Genomic DNA, 16790 nt, shown 5'->3' with positions numbered 1-16790 from the left:
TACTAATTTTCTAAAATATGCTGCTCTCTGAATAAGCATGAAACAGCATCATCGTAATCGCATAATTTTTCTGATTTTTTAATTTTTTTTGCATATTTTGCGTTATCAGAAAACATAGGAATCATATAAAACCATAACTCTTTCATTTTGTACAACACATTCCTATCTCCAAAAAGTATTCCTTTATAATCTTCATAAATTTTATCATGAAAATCTCTAAGCAATTTTTTTTCGAGTTTAATATTATTTGTAATATCACTAATCATTCCAGGATTTCTTAATAACCCCCTGCCAAACATTATAGTATCTACACTAGGGAACTCAGTGAAAAAATTCTTGTAATCACTGATTGTAAAAATATCACCATTATAGCAAACCGGATTTTTGCTTAGTGTCAATGCTTCTTTAAAAATTTTCAAATTAGGTGTATTTTTATAAAAATCCTTTTGAGTCCTTGGATGAATAATAAGCTCTTCTATAGGATATTTGTTAAATATTTCTATTAAATCATAAAATTCTTCTGGCTTATCTTTTCCTATTCTGGTTTTTAATGATATTTTTGTTATGGACTCAGAAAATATTTTGTCCAAAAAAACATCAAGTTCATCTCTTTTTGAAAGAAATCCGGACCCTCTATTTTTTGAAACTACAGTTCCAGAAGGACACCCCAAATTTAAATTGATCTCATTATATCCCATTAGCTTTATTTTCTTTGAAGTATGAATAAAGTCTTCTGCATTGTTGGTTAGTAATTGTGGAATCAAAAGAAGTCCTTGGTTGTTTTCAGGCAAAATATCATTTAATTCTCTTGTTTTAAAACTTTTGCTTTGATTTGCGGGAATGAAAGGTGAAAAGTATTTATCTATATTATTGAATAAAGCATTGTGGGCATTTCTATAAATGTACCCCGTCAAACCTTCCATAGGTGCAAAATAAAAATTCATTATTGACCCCTGTTATTTTTACCAACTAAGCCTCCACCATTACCTGATGATGCACTTTGTGTTCCATAAATGGCTGCTCGCTTATCATTTTTTTGAGAAGATGACTTTGCTTTTTTTTCTTCAATAATTTTTTTCATCATTTCCATGTTTTTATTTATATCATTTTTCATATTTTTACCCTCTTTTTTTTTATTTTTTTACTATCTTTAAGTACCTTATAAATTATGCCTTCTAAATTAATACTCACAATAAATTTTTTAAAGATATATCTTGTTATTTTACTAATTCATTATACCCCACAAACGTGCCTTTGAGTAGCACCTACAAAAAATATAATTTTTACGTAAAAATACAAAAGTAGAGTAGCTATGATGCAGACTTAGGAAGCCGCATCATAGCTACTCTACTTGAAAATTACCTAATATAACTATGTTTTTAATTCTAAGAATATATGTATTTTTTACTTTACTCGTCTACCTGTTATAAAATCTGATCTTGTCATATCTGAAACTTTAATTACATCCCCTGTACTAGGAGCATGTATATATGTATTATTGCCTATGTAAATACCTACATGGTGAGGATTACCAACACTTCCAAATAACACTAAATCTCCCGTTTGTAGGTTACTTCTAGACACTTGTTGACCATCATTTATTTGATTAAAGGTTGTCCTACCTATAGATATTCCAAAATGTGCATATACATATTGAGTGAATCCTGAGCAATCAAAGCCAGATGGTGTTGTCCCACCCCATAAATATGGTGTACCAAGAAATTCAGACGCATAGGCTATTACTGCATTGCTTGATAAATTTGATGTTCCTCTTGAAGGTGTATATTTAGCTTCTGATTGATTTATTTGATTTATTTTTGTCAAACTTTCAGTAACTGATTGTGAATTGCTTGTCCCAGCTGGCAACATATTAACCTTGCCATTTAACTCTGCTATTAATTTGGTCTGTACTCCTTTTGTGGCAATTATCTTGTCCAACTTTTGTTTATCTTCTACATTCAAAGCCAGTAATAAAGCTTTTCTCTTATTTAAACTTATCTGCTTATCATCTAATTCTTTTTTTGTAGCTTTAAACTCATCCACTACTTTTTTATCAAACTGAATAATAGTTCTTATATTTTCTACTCTTGATATAAAATCTCCAACACTCTCTGACTCAAGTATAATATTGGTGTAACTATCAAATCCATTTATGTACAAAACTCTCATCCTACTATTAAATAATTCTTGTTCCTTTTGTGCTTTCTTTTCGACTTGCACAATCTCCGTTGAAGATTTTTCTATTGCCTTTTGGGTTTCAGATATTTTAACTTTATTCTCTTGCGTTTTAGCCATACTTTTTTGAATTTCGTTATCGGATTTTTCTATTTTTATTTGGATTTCTTCTCTTTGTGCTTGAATTTTAGTTAGTGAATCGCTCTGCTGATTTAGTTTCTCATTTGTTGGAGCCGCTAAGGCAGTTCCATTTAAAGTGAAAATTAACGTTATTACAATAGCCATACTTCTTAGGGAATTCTTCATTAGTATATCTCCTTCATTTGTTTATAATTTTTAACTCATAGACTAAATATAACAAACATTTATGTATTTTTTATGAATAACATCTGTTTTGGAAAACATTACATGAACAATAGTTTGTAATAGCAGTATAAATTGTCTGTTTCATTAGCAATTTTCAAATTGACAAAAGGATAAATAATTATGTATATTTTCAAAGAAAATGCTAAAAATAATATATATCTGTTTAAACTATGCTCAGTGTTTAACAGGTAAAATACTGAAGATAGGAGAGTTGCCTATGGATAGCAAAATGAAATCAACCAAAAATAATAAAAAAGAAGATAATAGCTTTAAAAAGAAAAATATTAAGCATGGTCATGAAGAAAGTGCAAAATTAGTTTTTGACCATATGGAAAAAAAGGATTAGAATAAATAAAATAAAGTTTTCAAAAAATTATTTTACCCATAATTAAGTTGTTAAGAAAATTAAATTTTAGGAGGTATATATTATATGAATGGAACAGTTAAATGGTTTAATGGAGAAAAAGGGTTTGGTTTTATTACAGGAGATGACGGAATAGATGTTTTTGCACATTTTTCACAAATAAATTCAGATGGCTACAAATCACTTGATGAAGGTCAAAAGGTTTCTTTTGACGTAGTTGAAGGACCAAAAGGACCTCAAGCAGAAAATATTACTATTATATAACCACAAATATTTTAACCATTAAATAGGGTAACTATTTAATGGTTATTTTTTATTTATATGGCAATCATACAAGTTAAATGCTATTACTTTAACAGTAGCATAAATAGGTACAATAACAAATGCCGCCAAAGGCCCTCCCACTGCAACCGCACCTATTACTAAGAATATGTCAGTTAAAGGATGAATTTTCATTGCCTTAGACATAATTATAGGCACAACTACTCTTCCCTTTAATGTCTGCACACTGAGGAACACAATTGCAAGTTTACCCATCATTACAAATCCCATACTCAAAGCAATAATAGCGGGAATAACCATGGAAATAAAAAAACCTATAAAAGGAATAAAAGCCAAAATAAAAGTTATGGAGGCAAAAAATATTGCATTGGGAATCCCTATGATTTTGTATCCAATAAATATCATAATGGATAAACAAAGCGCTACTTTTGCTTGGCCTGTAACATAAGCCCCCAAAACAGTATCACTCTCAGAAAAAGTTTTCAATACAAATTTTTTATATTTTTCAGGGATTGCACACATAATTCTTTCTTCAAATTTAGAACCATCTTTAAGCAAATAAAATAATATTATTAGCACAAGGAATAGCATTGAAAAAGTGTGTATTGTATATTTTACTGCAAACATAAGTTTATGACCCATGTTATGCATATAACTATTAGCTATATTAGTGAAGGTTTTATAAACATCAATAGCAGGTAGATAATTATTAATCTTATTAATTATCTGATTAATAGATTCTTTGTTTTTCACTATATTAGTTAGCTCTTCTATTGTTTCATCAAACTGAATTACAATATAATTACTAAAGAAAGTTATAACACCTATTGCAATGGATAGTCCCATTATTAGAGTTAATAGAGCTGAAAATCTCGGCTTTAGTCCCTTTTTTATGAAAATTGTATTAAATGGTTTTATAATATAAAACAAGAACACAGAAAATATAAGTGGAGTTAAAAATGATTTGAAAAGTATCCCTATAAGCCTATGAATAAAGAACATCTTACCAAAAAGAAGTATACTCAAAAAAACTAAATTTATAATCAGCAAATCTTTTAGTATATTGCTTTTAGACATAACCATACACTCCTTTGCTTTTGTACATATAATATAGTTTAAGCATGAATATAGGTCCTTATTCATTATGGTCAATATAATTTCTTTTCAGATTTGCTTAAGATCTTAGTGTGAGTTATTCAATTATCAATCTACACCTCTAACTCTTACAATATTTTGATAATATGATAATAAGGGTATATTCAGGCCATATGCTTTAATCTCATATTTTCTATTAATTCTCAAACCCCAATACACATCCTCTGAATTAATTTTAAATTCTAGTAAACTATTAGTATTATCAAATATCTTTATATTACCATCTTCCTTTTGTGTATAAATTAAATAAGTTTCAATATTACCACGTGTTATCACTCTTTTATTTGCAACAGTTACTATATAAGTATTTCTAAAAAAATGTGGGAATATCATAATTAAGCCTATTAATACAATAAAGCTAATTACTAATTTCACAATCTTAGAACTTGAAAATTTTCTTGTTCTAAATTGATAATAAGTATTTTTCATCATAAAATCTCCTTTATTTAAATAAATCTACTTACTTTAATTGTTACTCTATTTTCTACACATTAGAATATAATATGAATAAATATTTTCTAAAGCTGACCCTTGGGGGTTATGAAACTTTAACAAAAACATCGAAGACCGTTCTTCACGACCCCCGATGTTTTTTAATTAATCCATATTAATGAATCTCTTGGTATTTTTTCATAATACCATTTTGCCATATCTAATGGCATCCGAATACATCCATGAGAAAGCCTTGTCCCAACAGTTGCATCAAAGGTGTTTCCTGAAGCCGTTAGAAGTGTTGAATGTAGCAGGTAATTACCACTAAATCTTGTCCAATACTTCACTAGCAGTCCTGAATCCGTAGAAAAAGAATATCCCTTATCTTGCACTGTGAAAAATCCTCTTTTTGAAGGGGTTATATTATTACCCGATGCACATGAATATGCTTTAAGTAAAACCCATTGTCCTGCACCACCAGTAAAAACATTAACTCTCTGCCTATTTAAATCCACCCAAGTAAAATATTTTGTTTTACTGATAAAATTACTTGTTACATTTACATAAGTTTCTAGTTGTTTTTTGTCCAAGTATTTCGTATTAGTAGCTGGGTTTGTAGCTATAGAGACATCACTTGAGAAAACCCAAATTTTAGTGCCATTAGCTCTTTTTATTAAAAGTTTATTATTGCTTTGATCTAGGATTTCTATTTTCAAACCTGCATACTTTCCATATACACCATTGGGCTGTACTAAATTATTAAAAACTATATATGTTATTGTTTTATTTGTTGCTACAACCAAATTACCATATACTATTGTTTTTCCAACAATTCTGTATGCTCTTATTTTATAATAATAAGTTTTCCCTGTTATTAAATTTGAATTTGTATAATCTAAATGTACCGTTTTTGTTAATAAACTATAAGTTCCTGTACTAGTGGTAGCTCTATATATTTCATAGGCATTTGCTCCGGCTACTGCACTCCAGCTAATTTTAATACCTTTAGAATTAATTCTAGTAGCTAAAACATTTATAGGTAACCCTATTATTGGTTTTGAGCTCACAAAAGCTGAGTAGTCGCTGTACACTTTAAAATTAGAAACCATCTTATATGTTCTAACTTTATAGTAATAATTACTGCTAGTTTTAAGTCCAGTATTGTTATAACTTGGTTTTGTAGTTGTTGATATTAAAGTGTAGTCTCCTGTATTAGATGTTGATGAATAGACTTCATAGCCATCTGCTCCGATTACTGCACCCCAATTAACATTAATGCTATTATATGATGATGATGCTGCTTTTAAATTTGTTGGAATCCCAAGAGGAACAATTGTCCATTTTGAATATAGTGTTATATTTTCAATCACTTTATCAGTTGTAAAATCCCATACATTTAAACATTCAGCTTCTTTGTACCAACCACCAAATACATAGCCTGTCCTTGTTGGTGTAGCAGGAGCTATTATTACGGCATTATAATCTGCAATATTGCTTGTTACTATACTTCCACCTTGGCTATCAAATGTAACTGTGGGCTCTACTGTAAATGTAATATTAGAATAATTATAAGTACTATTTCCTGCATTATCTTGTAACACAACTTTTTCTATATGCCATTCTCCCATTGATATATCTGAAGGAATTGTATATTCTACTTCGTATTTCTTTGTATTTTTATTATAACTAGGATGTAAGGATATAGTTTGATTTTCATCCACTATGCTCCTAATTAATATTACATTATCATTACTATTAGGTGTACCTGGCAATGTATTATTCGCCTCTAGTTCAATTTTTATTATATCCCCCATTTTTACTTTTGTTTGTGATAGTGTTATGATTGGTTGTCCTATATCAGATACTGCGCTTACATTTATAGGAATATTTAAAAATAGCAACATTAAAGATACCGCAATGATTAAAAATTTTTTCAATAATATCCCCCTCAAAATATATTTTCTAAATTATTTATTATTGCTTGTCCACCTTTACCTATGTTATATAAATTTTAACAAATAACCCGTAATATTACTTTACTATATTAAAACGTTATTAACAATATATATTCTTGTACAAATATATTGTTTTATTAAATATTTTTACCAATCTTAAATATTTTTACCAATCTTAAATATTTTTACCAATCTTAAATTACAAATTAACTTTCTTCATCATAACTCTCTTGAGTATTTGAACAAAACCGCAGAAAAAAGATGACTCCTGTACAATACAGAAGCCATCTTTTTTACTTTAGAAAATAAATTTGTTATACTACATTGACCTTTTTCGCTGGTTCTTCATCTTCCAATAATTTAATAAGCTTTTTGTCAAAAACAAACAGCAATATTGCAAATACGAATAAAATTAATGGAATGGCCACATAGGCCTGTATGATTGGGAATTTTGAAGCAAAAGCATATAAGTAACCATAAGATTTACCAGCAATGAACGAAGCACAAATCCAAACGCCCATAAGTACCGAGTAAATCTTGTTAGGAGCATACTTAGTAACAAAGGAGTTACCAAGTGGAGAGAACAACATTTCTCCCATACTGAGGAGCACACCAAATGCTACGATCCAAATAATGCTTGCTTTTCCTGTGCCTCTTGACATTTCTGCACCTACAAGCATTAAAAAGGACATTCCAAGTAAACTAAGACCCAGACCCAATTTTTTAAACAAGCTCAGATCCCCTTTAGGCCTCTTGGATAGCTTGAACCACAATACACCCAAAACTGGTCCCATAGCAATACATACAAAAGCATTCAATGAATCGAACCATGAAAGTGGCACTATGAAGCTGCCTATGTTCAGGTTGACGAACTTAGCACCGTAATCATAAACAGCAACATAAGTCAGATACCAAAACACCCAAAACACAATAGAGAATATTGATATCAAGACAATAGCAAAGACCTTTCTTTTTTCCACCCTTGTTAAAGGTTTATTGTCAGTTGCAACTTTCTTTTCTGTGTGCTTACCCTCTTTAAACGGTCTTTTTCCTACTTCTCCAAGGAATCTAATACCAAACAGAAACCACACAGCATCAATCACACAAATGATACCACAAAGTATGAATGCAGCTCTAAATCCCTGAATAGCACCTTTAGCAAAAGTACTAGCTATAAGAACACCCACAGCCGTTGTTCCTATAAACGATCCAATATTTACGAAGGAGTACTGAACTGAAAATGCTGAATCCAGCTGCTCTTTGTCTTCAAACAAAGCTCCACTGATTGCAGAATTGTTACCTTTAAAAAGTCCTGTACCAATGGCTACAAGTGTCACCATTATATTCATAGTAAAGATATTCGTTGCATATCCACCTACTATATACCCTGCCGCCATCAAAACTAACCCAACTGGAATACAGTATCTGGCGCCAATATACTTATCGGAAAGATATCCACCAATAAGAGGTGCAAAATAGGTAAACGCAACAAGATTTGATTGAATAATTGCAGCCTCAACCACTGTTAGACCCAATCCTCCTGTTATAATTGTAGCCGAAACGAAAAAGAAGATCAGATACTTAGCAGAATAATACGCCATACGCTCGAACATAAATGCGATACAACAAACGTAGAAACCAAAAGGCCTCTTGTTTTTCACTACCATTTCACTCATAATTTACCCCCTAAACTAATTTTTTTCTCTTGTTTAAACTTCTCTTGTATACGACTTTAACCATACTCGCTCTTCATCACTCAGGTACTCTGCTAATTTCTCGTATACAAGTTTATGATAATTGTTTAAATACAGTTTTTCATCACGGTTAAGGTCTTCTGTAGCTATGGCATCCAGATCAATTGGAGCATAAGTAACAGCATCAAAGTGCATGAATTGACCAGATTCGTTTTCAACACCATTTCTGATGATGAGCTCATTCTCTATCCTGATGCCATGGGATCCATCAATATAAATTCCAGGTTCATCAGTTATTACCATACCTGCTTCCAATGTTTGAGTTTCATGCTTTGATGGTACTATGTACCATCTGAAACCGCTGGGTCCTTCATGAATATTCAGCAAATAACCGACACCATGACCGGTTCCGCATTTATAATCCAAGTCAAGACTCCACATGGGTTCTCTAGCCAATATATCCAGGTTGTATCCTTTGCATCCATATAGAAATTTAGCACGAGCCAAATTCATCATACCTCTAGCCACGGCAGTGAAGTGCTTTTTAAGTTCTTCGCTGACTTCGCCAAGTGCGAATGTTCTGGTAATATCCGTTGTACCTTCAAAGTAGTTTCCGCCAGTATCCATTAACAGTAAGTGCCCCTCTGCAAGTTCCACATCCGTTTCAGGTGTAGCCGAGTAATGCATCATGGCTGCATGCTCCTTGAAGGCGGAGATTGGTGCAAAGCTTTGCCACAAATAACCATCCTGCTGTTTTCTAAACTCATCTAATTTTTCAGAAGCGCTTATTTCTGTGATTCTAGTTTTTGCGACATTTGTTTTCAACCAAAACATGAATTTTGCAATGGCAACGCCATCTTTAATATGCGCTTTTTCAATATTGGCAAGCTCCACAGGATTTTTAATAGCCTTAAACAAAATAGTAGGATTGTCTGCTTCGATTTTCTTAATCTTAGCCGGGATATTCTTATACAAGGCATAATTAATCCGCTCTGGGTCAATTAGCACAACATCCTCAGCCTTAAAGCCCTTAACAAATTCATAAATATCATTGTAATACCTGAACACCACACCATCCTTGGCTAAAGCTTCCTTGACACTTATATCAAGCCTACTTTCTTCAATAAACAATTCTACCTTTTCCATGGTAACAACAGCATAACAAAGTACCAGCGGTGAATACATGACATCATTTCCTCGAATATTGAGAAGCCATGCGATGTCATCCAAAGTTGTTATGACATGATAGTTTGCTCCCATATCTTTCATGGCGCCTCTTACCCTGGATAGTTTGGATGACCTGCTTTCGCCGGAATACTTTTCCTCAAGAAGAAAAACAGGCTCATTAGCTAGCTTGGGACGCCCTTCCCATACCTTATCCACAATATCATAGGCATACTCAACAGTGGCATTCTTACTAGCAAGTCCCGAAACAAAATCTTCCCCTTCTTTCATGGCCATGAGTCGTCCATCAAATCCGAGTTTTCCATTACTGGGCATTATAGCTTCTATGTATTCCAATACAGTAGGGACACCTGAATTACCCATCTTAAAAAGCTTAATCCCACTACCTTCAAGCTGATGCTCAGCCTGAAGGAAATACCTTCCATCAGTCCAAAGACCCGCTTCATCTTTTGTAATAACCGCTGTTCCAGCAGAACCCGTAAACCCGGTTACATAGGCTCTTGATTTAAAAAATTCTCCTACATACTCGCTTTGATGATTGTCTGCTGACGGGAAAATATAAGCATACATCCCTTCTTCTTCCATAAATGCTCTGAGTTTTGAAATTCTTTCTTTTATCCTTTCACTCATTTTTTTACATCCCCTTTATAAGATTTACATTTCTCCAATATTCTATTCTAAAATAATTAAGTCTTTTGTGTAATGAGTTAATATTTTACAACCATCTTTAATCACCATTACCAAATCTTCTATAAGAGCTCCTACGTATCCTGGCTTTACTGTTAATTTGTCCATTACATGATATGTGTCTACTGCATTTGCTGTACGATTAAACATCCCTCCTAATATTTCGTTTATAATCTTCTAAAAATTATAATATCAATATTTAAATTTTATCATATTAATTTAATCATGTATACGATTTTTTAAGTAAAAGTGTAATTAGTTAAATGTAACAGTATTTATTTTATCTACATCATACTAATTCTAATATAGTAACATGTTAAAAAATCTTAAACCTGCTGAATGAAACCAGGTGTATATTTGTCGCTTTAATAAGAAAAAGCCGATAAATCCCTAAGGCTTATCGACTCTAATATTACAGATATGATTATCAATATGTGTAAACTAACCCTACAGATGCTCTTATTTCCAATTCCCCTGAAGATATACTTGTCTTTGATGCTTCTGATTTTACACTGTCCATAGCAGAATATATTATTGGTGGATTAGACCCGCCACTAGTTTCATTAATCTGTGATGGTAGACCTATCTTAATTTCAAACTGTTTTGCTAATGTATCAGCTTTCGCTTTTGCTTTAACAGTTGCATTTTGAAGGGCCTGTAGATAATATTTATCCGGATCAGCTACTGTAAAACGGATATCAGAAACTGTGTTTGCTTCATTTGCAGAAACTGCATCAATAACTGCTCCAACTTTTGATATATCTCTTATTGTAATTTCCAGTGTATTAATTACTCTATAGCCTGTCACAGTAGAAACCTTATCCTTCTCAGAATATGTCTCATTAGGATAGATTGTATACTGTGAAGTCTTAATATCTAAATCTACAATTTTGTTTTCTTTTAGAACTTGCATAACCTTATTCATTTTTGTTGAGTTTTCTTGTTGAGCCACTTTTGAGCTTTTATTTTCTGTTTGAACACCAACATTAATATATGCCATATCTGGTTTCACCTTTACAATACCTTCTGAATTAACTGAAATTATTTTCTGTGGTAATTTGGTCTCATCAGCATTAGCAGTTGGTGAAAACCCACTTGCTATTGCACCAACCATAAATGTAAATACTAAAGCACATATTAACATAATTTTTTTACTCATTTTAAACCCTCCTAACTTATTTAATTATCTTACTCTTATTACGTAAGATATAAACAATAAGTTACAGTAGCCGAAAGAAAATTATTATTTATCAGCTAGATGGTTAAATTTATTGTCATATATCGGTAATAATTATTACAATATATGTTTTTACGACATAATCTAACTATTTAATAAAAATTTTATGATATAATATTGTTAGATTAGGCCACACTTTAGGGCTTCAATAAAGTTTTAAATGATAAGATGTCAAAACTTACATTCAAATAAATAGAGAATATATATATTAAATTGAATTTACTCTGAAAAGGAGATATAGAATGATAGATATTCTACCATATGCTTCAGCTTATTTTATTGAATTAATTATTTTTATGTTATTATGGTCAAATTTTTCTTTAAAAGATGAAAATAATTGGTTTAAAAATTTTTTAATAATACTATTAGAATTAATTATACAAATAGTAATTATTAATGTAAACAATAACATAGATACACTTCTTCGTTATATAAGCATGATAGTTATAGTGAAATTTATGTATAAAAGGCCGTTTATTAATACAACATGCGAATTTATTATTATCCTAGGTATACATAAAATCTTACAAATACTACTAATTGGTCTTGCAAATTTAGTTGGATTTCCATATGCAGATAAATTCATATGGGATATTACTTTTCTTATAATTGAATTGATTTTTATAATCATAATATTAAGATGTAATTTTAGTGAGAAAACAAAGAGACTCCTTAAATTAGATTCTAAGGTATTCTATTACTTTGTAATTAATTTGGGTTTGTACATTTTATTTTGTGAATTTGTATGGGGGTACAATAAGAACATAATATTAAATAATCTTCTAGTATATATTTTTATTATATTGTTAATGTTATCATTAAATATATTTTTATATAATTATATAGTTAAAATAAGTGAGGATAAAAAAGTTTTAGAAATTCAAAATATGTATAAGCCAATATTATTTGATATAGTAGAAGAGACAAGAAGGAAACAACATGATTTTAAAAACCATTTAAATACCATAGACGCAATAGTAGAAATAACCAGCGAAAAAGAACTTAAAAATGAATTGAACAAATATATAATATCATTAAAACATTCAAATGATATTATAGAAGATATTATATACATAGACAATATTATAATTAAAGCTATAATATACAACAAACTGTGTGAAGCAAATAGATTAAATATAAAATTCACATTTAATGTGACAAATAATTCATTGGAAAAGACTTTAAATGATTATGAAATTTCAAATATACTAAATAATCTATTGGATAATGCTTTTCAAGCTGTTATAAATGGTACAAAGGATAAGATTGTTATATTAAATATATGTGAAGAAGAAAATGCTAACATTATAGAGGTTAAGAATAGCGGAACCACAATCAAACCAGATGATATAGAAAACATATTTGAAAAAGGATTTTCTACTAAAGAAGGTGATAATAGAGGCTATGGACTTTATAATATAAAAGAAATAGCTAATAAAAACGGTAGTGATGTTCAACTATCATTTGAGGATAATTATACAGTTTTTAAAATGTTATTTAAGCAAACTTTTGTGGGAGCGAAGAGCTTCAATTAAAGATGCCTGTATTTACTCACTCTCCACAATAAATGCTTGAACTTAGCTTAAGGTTTAATCTTTAGATAAATGGCTGTACTATCATCTAATTTTTTGGTTCTTAGGTGTTTTATACATTCACTATCTTTATTTTCATAATCATCAATAATATTATATACATAATTTAATCCCTTTTGTTTGTATTTCTTTTTATCTTATTAGTTCAATTTTCAGATTTAGAAACTTTTCAATATTTAGTTTTTTACTATTTGTATATAAATCAAAAACCTTATGTGCTGGTACTGAAAATAAAGTTATATCTTCAAGACCTAAATCTTTTAAAAATTCAATTGTTACTTTCCCTAATTGTTTCATATCCTTTTCTTCAGAAGGGAAAATGAAAATATTTTTTACTGAAGCAAATTTCTTTGACTTAATATATTTATCAAATGCTAATTGATATAAATATTGCTTTGTCACATCTTCAACTCCAGGTTTTCCACTTAGCATATCATCGGTTAATTTAATTGAATAATACTTAGCATCAGATATAACAAAAGAGTATTTTGTTATGCTAATAATATCTGGGATTAAGGTTGAAGTTTTGTGTATTTTACCACTTAGAGTCGTCCATTTTGGCGATGCAATTAGTTTCTTAACAGCTTCATATTTATTGTTTAGAACATATCCACATGTCTTTTCCCAAATCACATGGAAACTACGAGTTCCATAAAAATCAATTGTAAAATTATCAATTTCCATTTCTTCATTAGATATAAAAGACGACATGGCTTTAAGTAATAGTTGTTTTCTATTTATAAATTGAACATTAAGTTCGTTATTAATTCTATAAATAATGCTCTCAGTGGTTCCTAATCTATCCTCATCAACTTCAAAATATACAGGCTGAAACCCAAGAAATTCAAATAATCCTAAATCATTCAGCTTTTTTGTGCATTTATTTAGAATACATGAATGTAACTGTCTAAAATAATTTTCTTCGTCATTTTGTGTTGAGTTAGTATAATACTCTAAATAAACTGGCTCCCCATCATTTATCAAAGGTTGCAATTCACCTATTGTTTTTAACCAGTTTATTTCATCATCACCATTTAAAATATAAATGCTTTTTTCATTAGAATAAAGCCCATTTTCAAAATAATCATTCAGCAAAAAAATTATTACTGACAACATATTATAAGAATTCTCAGAGTCTATACTCCCAATACTTTCAAGTTCATCTACATCTAGATTCTCCCTTTTACCATATTCTCCAAACAGTTCTAATAGCTGCTTTGCAACTGTTTTTTCATCACTAACTTTTGCATATTTAGGCAAACAAAACAGGACTCTCTCTTTGATAATTAAAATACCTACAAATTCAAAACAGAACATATCTTCTTCGGTTTTAGTTAAAATTCGTTTACCCAATAGTTCTTGAATAGAATTATCGTCTAAAAATAATTTATTCTTTAAGTAACTTTTATTATATTTTTTCAGTTCTCTAGAATAAATCATCCTTATTCATTCTCCGTTGAATATTCTTCTGAATTCCCAGCTATAAGACTAAGTGCACTTTCCTCACTAGGTTCACCTGATAAAGAAAACATAACATCAAAGTCAAATATTTCTTCACCTTTGTTATATGTTTCAATTACTTTTGAAAATGTATCAAGCTTCGATTTAAATAACTTGCCCTTTCTATGTTTAAGAACATCCTCGAATAGGTACATAAGAAGTTTACTCTTAAAAATTTCATCAATTGATGAAGATTTTAATTCCTTTTCACTCAAAAAGAATGGTCCAATAAGTTTATCTTCATTTATACCTGCACTAATCAATCCATTATTTATTTTAGTTCTAAGGATATCCCATTTTATAGTGCCATATGACTTCAAAGTTATTTCACTGTTTTTAATTTTTGCGCTTCCTTCATTAATTCCTATATATTCAAAATTCCATCTCCTCTTGAATGCAGAATCCATAGGTAATACACCTTGGTCGGCACTATTCATTGTTGACCAAATATACATATTCCTTGGAATCTTAATTGTAGAAACCTCATCAGCAGTAAATTCACATTTTTTTATTAAATATTCTCGCATATCTTCTGATGTTGTTATTTCATATTCACTTATCCCTTCATCATTTCTATCAAGCAATTGAAACACATCACCAAAAACTGCTGCAGCATTAGCACGATTAATCTCCTCAACTATTAGCAAATAATTCTCACTATTTCCATTCTTAATACTCTTTTGTGCTTTTGTCCAAGTACGTAAAAATGGACCTGGTACAAATTCATAGGATACATATTCTGTTCCATCTATTCTTAACTTTGGTTTTGGTTTGTAATTACCAACAAATTGAGAATATGAATAGTTAAGATAAAATGTAACACGCTCATAATTTTTACCAAAAACCATTCTCTCCTCTTCAATCTTATAACTTTTACCTGTGCCTGGTGCACCAAAAAGTATTCTATTGTATGGTTTATTTATAATATTTAATACAATATCTTCTGATAAAGTATTAATTAAACTTTCCTCTTGTACTTCCGCCAAGAGTTCATTATTTAATGGTGATAGTTGCTTTATTGTTTTTGCATACTTAGATACAGTAAAATCTGTTAATACTGCACGCTCAGTAAGGTCTTTTAGTATACCTACTTCACGAATCAATTGTATAAATTTCCAATCTCCATATACATTGATAAAATGGGCTTTTTCTTGTTTCTCAAGATTTTGCGGCAAATCCACTTGTATATTGTCTTCACGAGTTTTTTTTATTTCTAAAATTACATCCGAGTAGTCATGTTTTAAATCATGCATACTGTACATTAAATATACGAATTCATTTTTAGTGACATAACCTAACTCATATGAGGCTTTTATCAGTACTTTAGGTGGCTCCACATCTGAATTAGTATCAGAAGTTGCATAATTATTACGTCCAAAGGAATAATTACAAATAGCATCCATAATTGTATCTATTTGTGCTTCCTTATTATCAGACAAACAAGCTTCGTAAAAACGTTTCCCGGGTTCGGTAATTTTGCCTTGTCTTCCAGCTACACCATTTTCACTCTTAAATAGATATTTAATTAGTCCAAAATACCTTGCAGTTCTAGCCTTATGAATTATCATTGCTTCATTTGTATTAGAATCATACTTATTGTCAAGTAATAAAAACTTTACTTTAAATTCATCGTTAGAAAGCCAGTCATTTGCCTCATAATATATTTTTAGTGCACAAACGGCAATATCAAGTCTCCCATCACCTTTTGGCATAACCAACTTTTCTATAATTGCCACATATATCACTCCTGTTTTTTTAGTTATTCTTTACTATTATTGTATACTAAAAAAACAGCCCTTATCGGACTGTCTTTTATGAAGATAAAAAAAATAGAATCTTGACCACCTGCGTGAAACGCAAATGAGCTTAAAATCCATATATTACCTGGCAATGACCTACTCTCCCACAAAGTTACCCCTGCAGTACCATTAGCGCATTGAAGCTTAACCTACCTGTTCGGTATGGGAAGGGGTGTTACCTTCATGCCATAATCACCAGATCTATTATTGTTAACCAGTATGTTAATATTTTTAAAAAAATGGCTCCTCGAAAAGGATTTGAACCTTCAACCTATCGGTTAACAGCCGAGCGCTCCACCGTTGAGCTATCGAGGAACATTACCTAGCGATGACCTACTCTCCCACAAAGTTACCCCTGCAGTACCAT

15 protein-coding genes, 1 tRNA gene and 1 rRNA gene are annotated in these 16790 nt (G+C 30.5%); 3 read left to right on the top strand and 14 right to left on the bottom strand.

Translation table 11 applies throughout. From position 1 onward, the window contains the following. Nucleotides 1-2: 2 nt before the first annotated feature. The 3 genes from ACREVU_RS14580 to ACREVU_RS14570 all read right to left on the bottom strand — a co-directional run bounded on the left by ACREVU_RS14580 (nucleotide 3) and on the right by ACREVU_RS14570 (nucleotide 2481). The gene (locus ACREVU_RS14580; RefSeq protein ID WP_431552334.1) at nucleotides 3-944 is read right to left on the bottom strand and encodes a tRNA dihydrouridine synthase; all 942 of its coding nucleotides are present in this window, start codon (nucleotides 942-944) and stop codon (nucleotides 3-5) included. Further along, nucleotides 944-1114, bottom strand: a complete 171-nt coding sequence (locus tag ACREVU_RS14575) for a hypothetical protein (RefSeq protein WP_431552333.1) — start codon at nucleotides 1112-1114, stop codon at nucleotides 944-946. The genes ACREVU_RS14580 and ACREVU_RS14575 overlap by 1 nt, the downstream gene beginning before the upstream one ends. A 290-nt stretch (nucleotides 1115-1404) precedes the next feature. Continuing rightward, a complete protein-coding gene (locus ACREVU_RS14570) occupies nucleotides 1405-2481 on the bottom strand; it encodes a C40 family peptidase (RefSeq protein ID WP_431552332.1) in 1077 nt (358 codons plus the stop codon). A gap of 277 nt (nucleotides 2482-2758) precedes the next feature. Here ACREVU_RS14570 and ACREVU_RS14565 point away from each other — a divergent pair, with 277 nt between their 5' ends. Both ACREVU_RS14565 and ACREVU_RS14560 read left to right on the top strand, forming a co-directional pair. Then, nucleotides 2759-2887 (top strand): CPC_1213 family protein, encoded by a 129-nt coding sequence (locus ACREVU_RS14565; protein ID WP_431552331.1) that lies wholly within the window; start codon nucleotides 2759-2761, stop codon nucleotides 2885-2887. Nucleotides 2888-2971: 84 nt separating this feature from the next. Continuing rightward, nucleotides 2972-3169 (top strand): cold shock domain-containing protein, encoded by a 198-nt coding sequence (locus tag ACREVU_RS14560; protein ID WP_431552330.1) that lies wholly within the window; start codon nucleotides 2972-2974, stop codon nucleotides 3167-3169. A gap of 42 nt (nucleotides 3170-3211) precedes the next feature. Here the strand turns inward: ACREVU_RS14560 and ACREVU_RS14555 are convergent, their stop codons facing one another. The 7 genes from ACREVU_RS14555 to ACREVU_RS14525 all read right to left on the bottom strand — a co-directional run bounded on the left by ACREVU_RS14555 (nucleotide 3212) and on the right by ACREVU_RS14525 (nucleotide 11454). Further along, the gene (locus ACREVU_RS14555; RefSeq protein ID WP_431552329.1) at nucleotides 3212-4264 is read right to left on the bottom strand and encodes an AI-2E family transporter; all 1053 of its coding nucleotides are present in this window, start codon (nucleotides 4262-4264) and stop codon (nucleotides 3212-3214) included. 126 nt (nucleotides 4265-4390) lie between these two features. After that, the gene (locus tag ACREVU_RS14550; RefSeq protein ID WP_431552328.1) at nucleotides 4391-4774 is read right to left on the bottom strand and encodes a DUF1523 family protein; all 384 of its coding nucleotides are present in this window, start codon (nucleotides 4772-4774) and stop codon (nucleotides 4391-4393) included. 161 nt (nucleotides 4775-4935) lie between these two features. Beyond that, nucleotides 4936-6711, bottom strand: a complete 1776-nt coding sequence (locus tag ACREVU_RS14545; protein WP_431552327.1) for an InlB B-repeat-containing protein — start codon at nucleotides 6709-6711, stop codon at nucleotides 4936-4938. A 332-nt stretch (nucleotides 6712-7043) separates the two neighbouring features. Further along, nucleotides 7044-8396: a peptide MFS transporter gene (locus ACREVU_RS14540; RefSeq protein WP_431552390.1), complete on the bottom strand. Its 1353-nt coding sequence runs from the start codon at nucleotides 8394-8396 to the stop codon at nucleotides 7044-7046. Between the two features lie 42 nt (nucleotides 8397-8438). Further along, complete coding sequence (locus ACREVU_RS14535) at nucleotides 8439-10238, bottom strand: aminopeptidase P family protein (RefSeq protein ID WP_431552326.1); 1800 nt, start codon at nucleotides 10236-10238, stop codon at nucleotides 8439-8441. A gap of 42 nt (nucleotides 10239-10280) precedes the next feature. Beyond that, nucleotides 10281-10445, bottom strand: a complete 165-nt coding sequence (locus ACREVU_RS14530; RefSeq protein WP_431552325.1) for a hypothetical protein — start codon at nucleotides 10443-10445, stop codon at nucleotides 10281-10283. A 277-nt stretch (nucleotides 10446-10722) separates the two neighbouring features. Then, the gene (locus ACREVU_RS14525; protein ID WP_431552324.1) at nucleotides 10723-11454 is read right to left on the bottom strand and encodes an SIMPL domain-containing protein; all 732 of its coding nucleotides are present in this window, start codon (nucleotides 11452-11454) and stop codon (nucleotides 10723-10725) included. 320 nt (nucleotides 11455-11774) lie between these two features. Between ACREVU_RS14525 and ACREVU_RS14520 the strand changes: the two genes are divergently transcribed. Then, nucleotides 11775-13067, top strand: a complete 1293-nt coding sequence (locus ACREVU_RS14520; protein ID WP_431552323.1) for a sensor histidine kinase — start codon at nucleotides 11775-11777, stop codon at nucleotides 13065-13067. Nucleotides 13068-13256: 189 nt separating this feature from the next. On the opposite strand, the gene ACREVU_RS14515 is transcribed toward ACREVU_RS14520, so the two are convergent. From ACREVU_RS14515 to ACREVU_RS14500, 4 genes are all read right to left on the bottom strand, one after another. Continuing rightward, nucleotides 13257-14564, bottom strand: a complete 1308-nt coding sequence (locus ACREVU_RS14515) for an LlaJI family restriction endonuclease (protein WP_431552322.1) — start codon at nucleotides 14562-14564, stop codon at nucleotides 13257-13259. A gap of 2 nt (nucleotides 14565-14566) precedes the next feature. Further along, entirely contained in the window at nucleotides 14567-16360 is a 1794-nt protein-coding gene (locus ACREVU_RS14510) for an AAA family ATPase (RefSeq protein ID WP_431552321.1), read from the bottom strand. Between the two features lie 146 nt (nucleotides 16361-16506). Then, nucleotides 16507-16623 (bottom strand): 5S ribosomal RNA (rrf, locus tag ACREVU_RS14505). A 40-nt stretch (nucleotides 16624-16663) separates the two neighbouring features. Further along, nucleotides 16664-16738 (bottom strand) — tRNA-Asn (locus ACREVU_RS14500). Nucleotides 16739-16790 lie beyond the last annotated feature (52 nt).

It is taken from the genome of Clostridium sp. (genome assembly GCF_050717535.1).
GTDB lineage: Bacteria > Bacillota > Clostridia > Clostridiales > Clostridiaceae > Clostridium_AD.
The sequence above is the reverse complement of the archived record's forward strand: the minus strand, read 5'-3'. Positions and strand labels throughout refer to the sequence as shown.

Excerpts from the sequence above, each read along its gene's own strand:
- ACREVU_RS14520 (WP_431552323.1), top strand. The coding sequence starts at position 11,775 with ATGATAGATATTCTACCATATGCTTCAGCTTATTTTATTGAATTAATT.
- ACREVU_RS14530 (WP_431552325.1), bottom strand. The coding sequence starts at position 10,445 with ATGTTTAATCGTACAGCAAATGCAGTAGACACATATCATGTAATGGAC.
- ACREVU_RS14525 (WP_431552324.1), bottom strand. The coding sequence starts at position 11,454 with ATGAGTAAAAAAATTATGTTAATATGTGCTTTAGTATTTACATTTATG.
- ACREVU_RS14570 (WP_431552332.1), bottom strand. The coding sequence starts at position 2,481 with ATGAAGAATTCCCTAAGAAGTATGGCTATTGTAATAACGTTAATTTTC.
- ACREVU_RS14540 (WP_431552390.1), bottom strand. The coding sequence starts at position 8,396 with ATGGTAGTGAAAAACAAGAGGCCTTTTGGTTTCTACGTTTGTTGTATC.
- ACREVU_RS14565 (WP_431552331.1), top strand. The coding sequence starts at position 2,759 with ATGGATAGCAAAATGAAATCAACCAAAAATAATAAAAAAGAAGATAAT.
- ACREVU_RS14515 (WP_431552322.1), bottom strand. The coding sequence starts at position 14,564 with ATGATTTATTCTAGAGAACTGAAAAAATATAATAAAAGTTACTTAAAG.
- ACREVU_RS14575 (WP_431552333.1), bottom strand. The coding sequence starts at position 1,114 with ATGAAAAATGATATAAATAAAAACATGGAAATGATGAAAAAAATTATT.
- ACREVU_RS14535 (WP_431552326.1), bottom strand. The coding sequence starts at position 10,238 with ATGAGTGAAAGGATAAAAGAAAGAATTTCAAAACTCAGAGCATTTATG.
- ACREVU_RS14550 (WP_431552328.1), bottom strand. The coding sequence starts at position 4,774 with ATGATGAAAAATACTTATTATCAATTTAGAACAAGAAAATTTTCAAGT.
- ACREVU_RS14580 (WP_431552334.1), bottom strand. The coding sequence starts at position 944 with ATGAATTTTTATTTTGCACCTATGGAAGGTTTGACGGGGTACATTTAT.
- ACREVU_RS14555 (WP_431552329.1), bottom strand. The coding sequence starts at position 4,264 with ATGTCTAAAAGCAATATACTAAAAGATTTGCTGATTATAAATTTAGTT.
- ACREVU_RS14560 (WP_431552330.1), top strand. The coding sequence starts at position 2,972 with ATGAATGGAACAGTTAAATGGTTTAATGGAGAAAAAGGGTTTGGTTTT.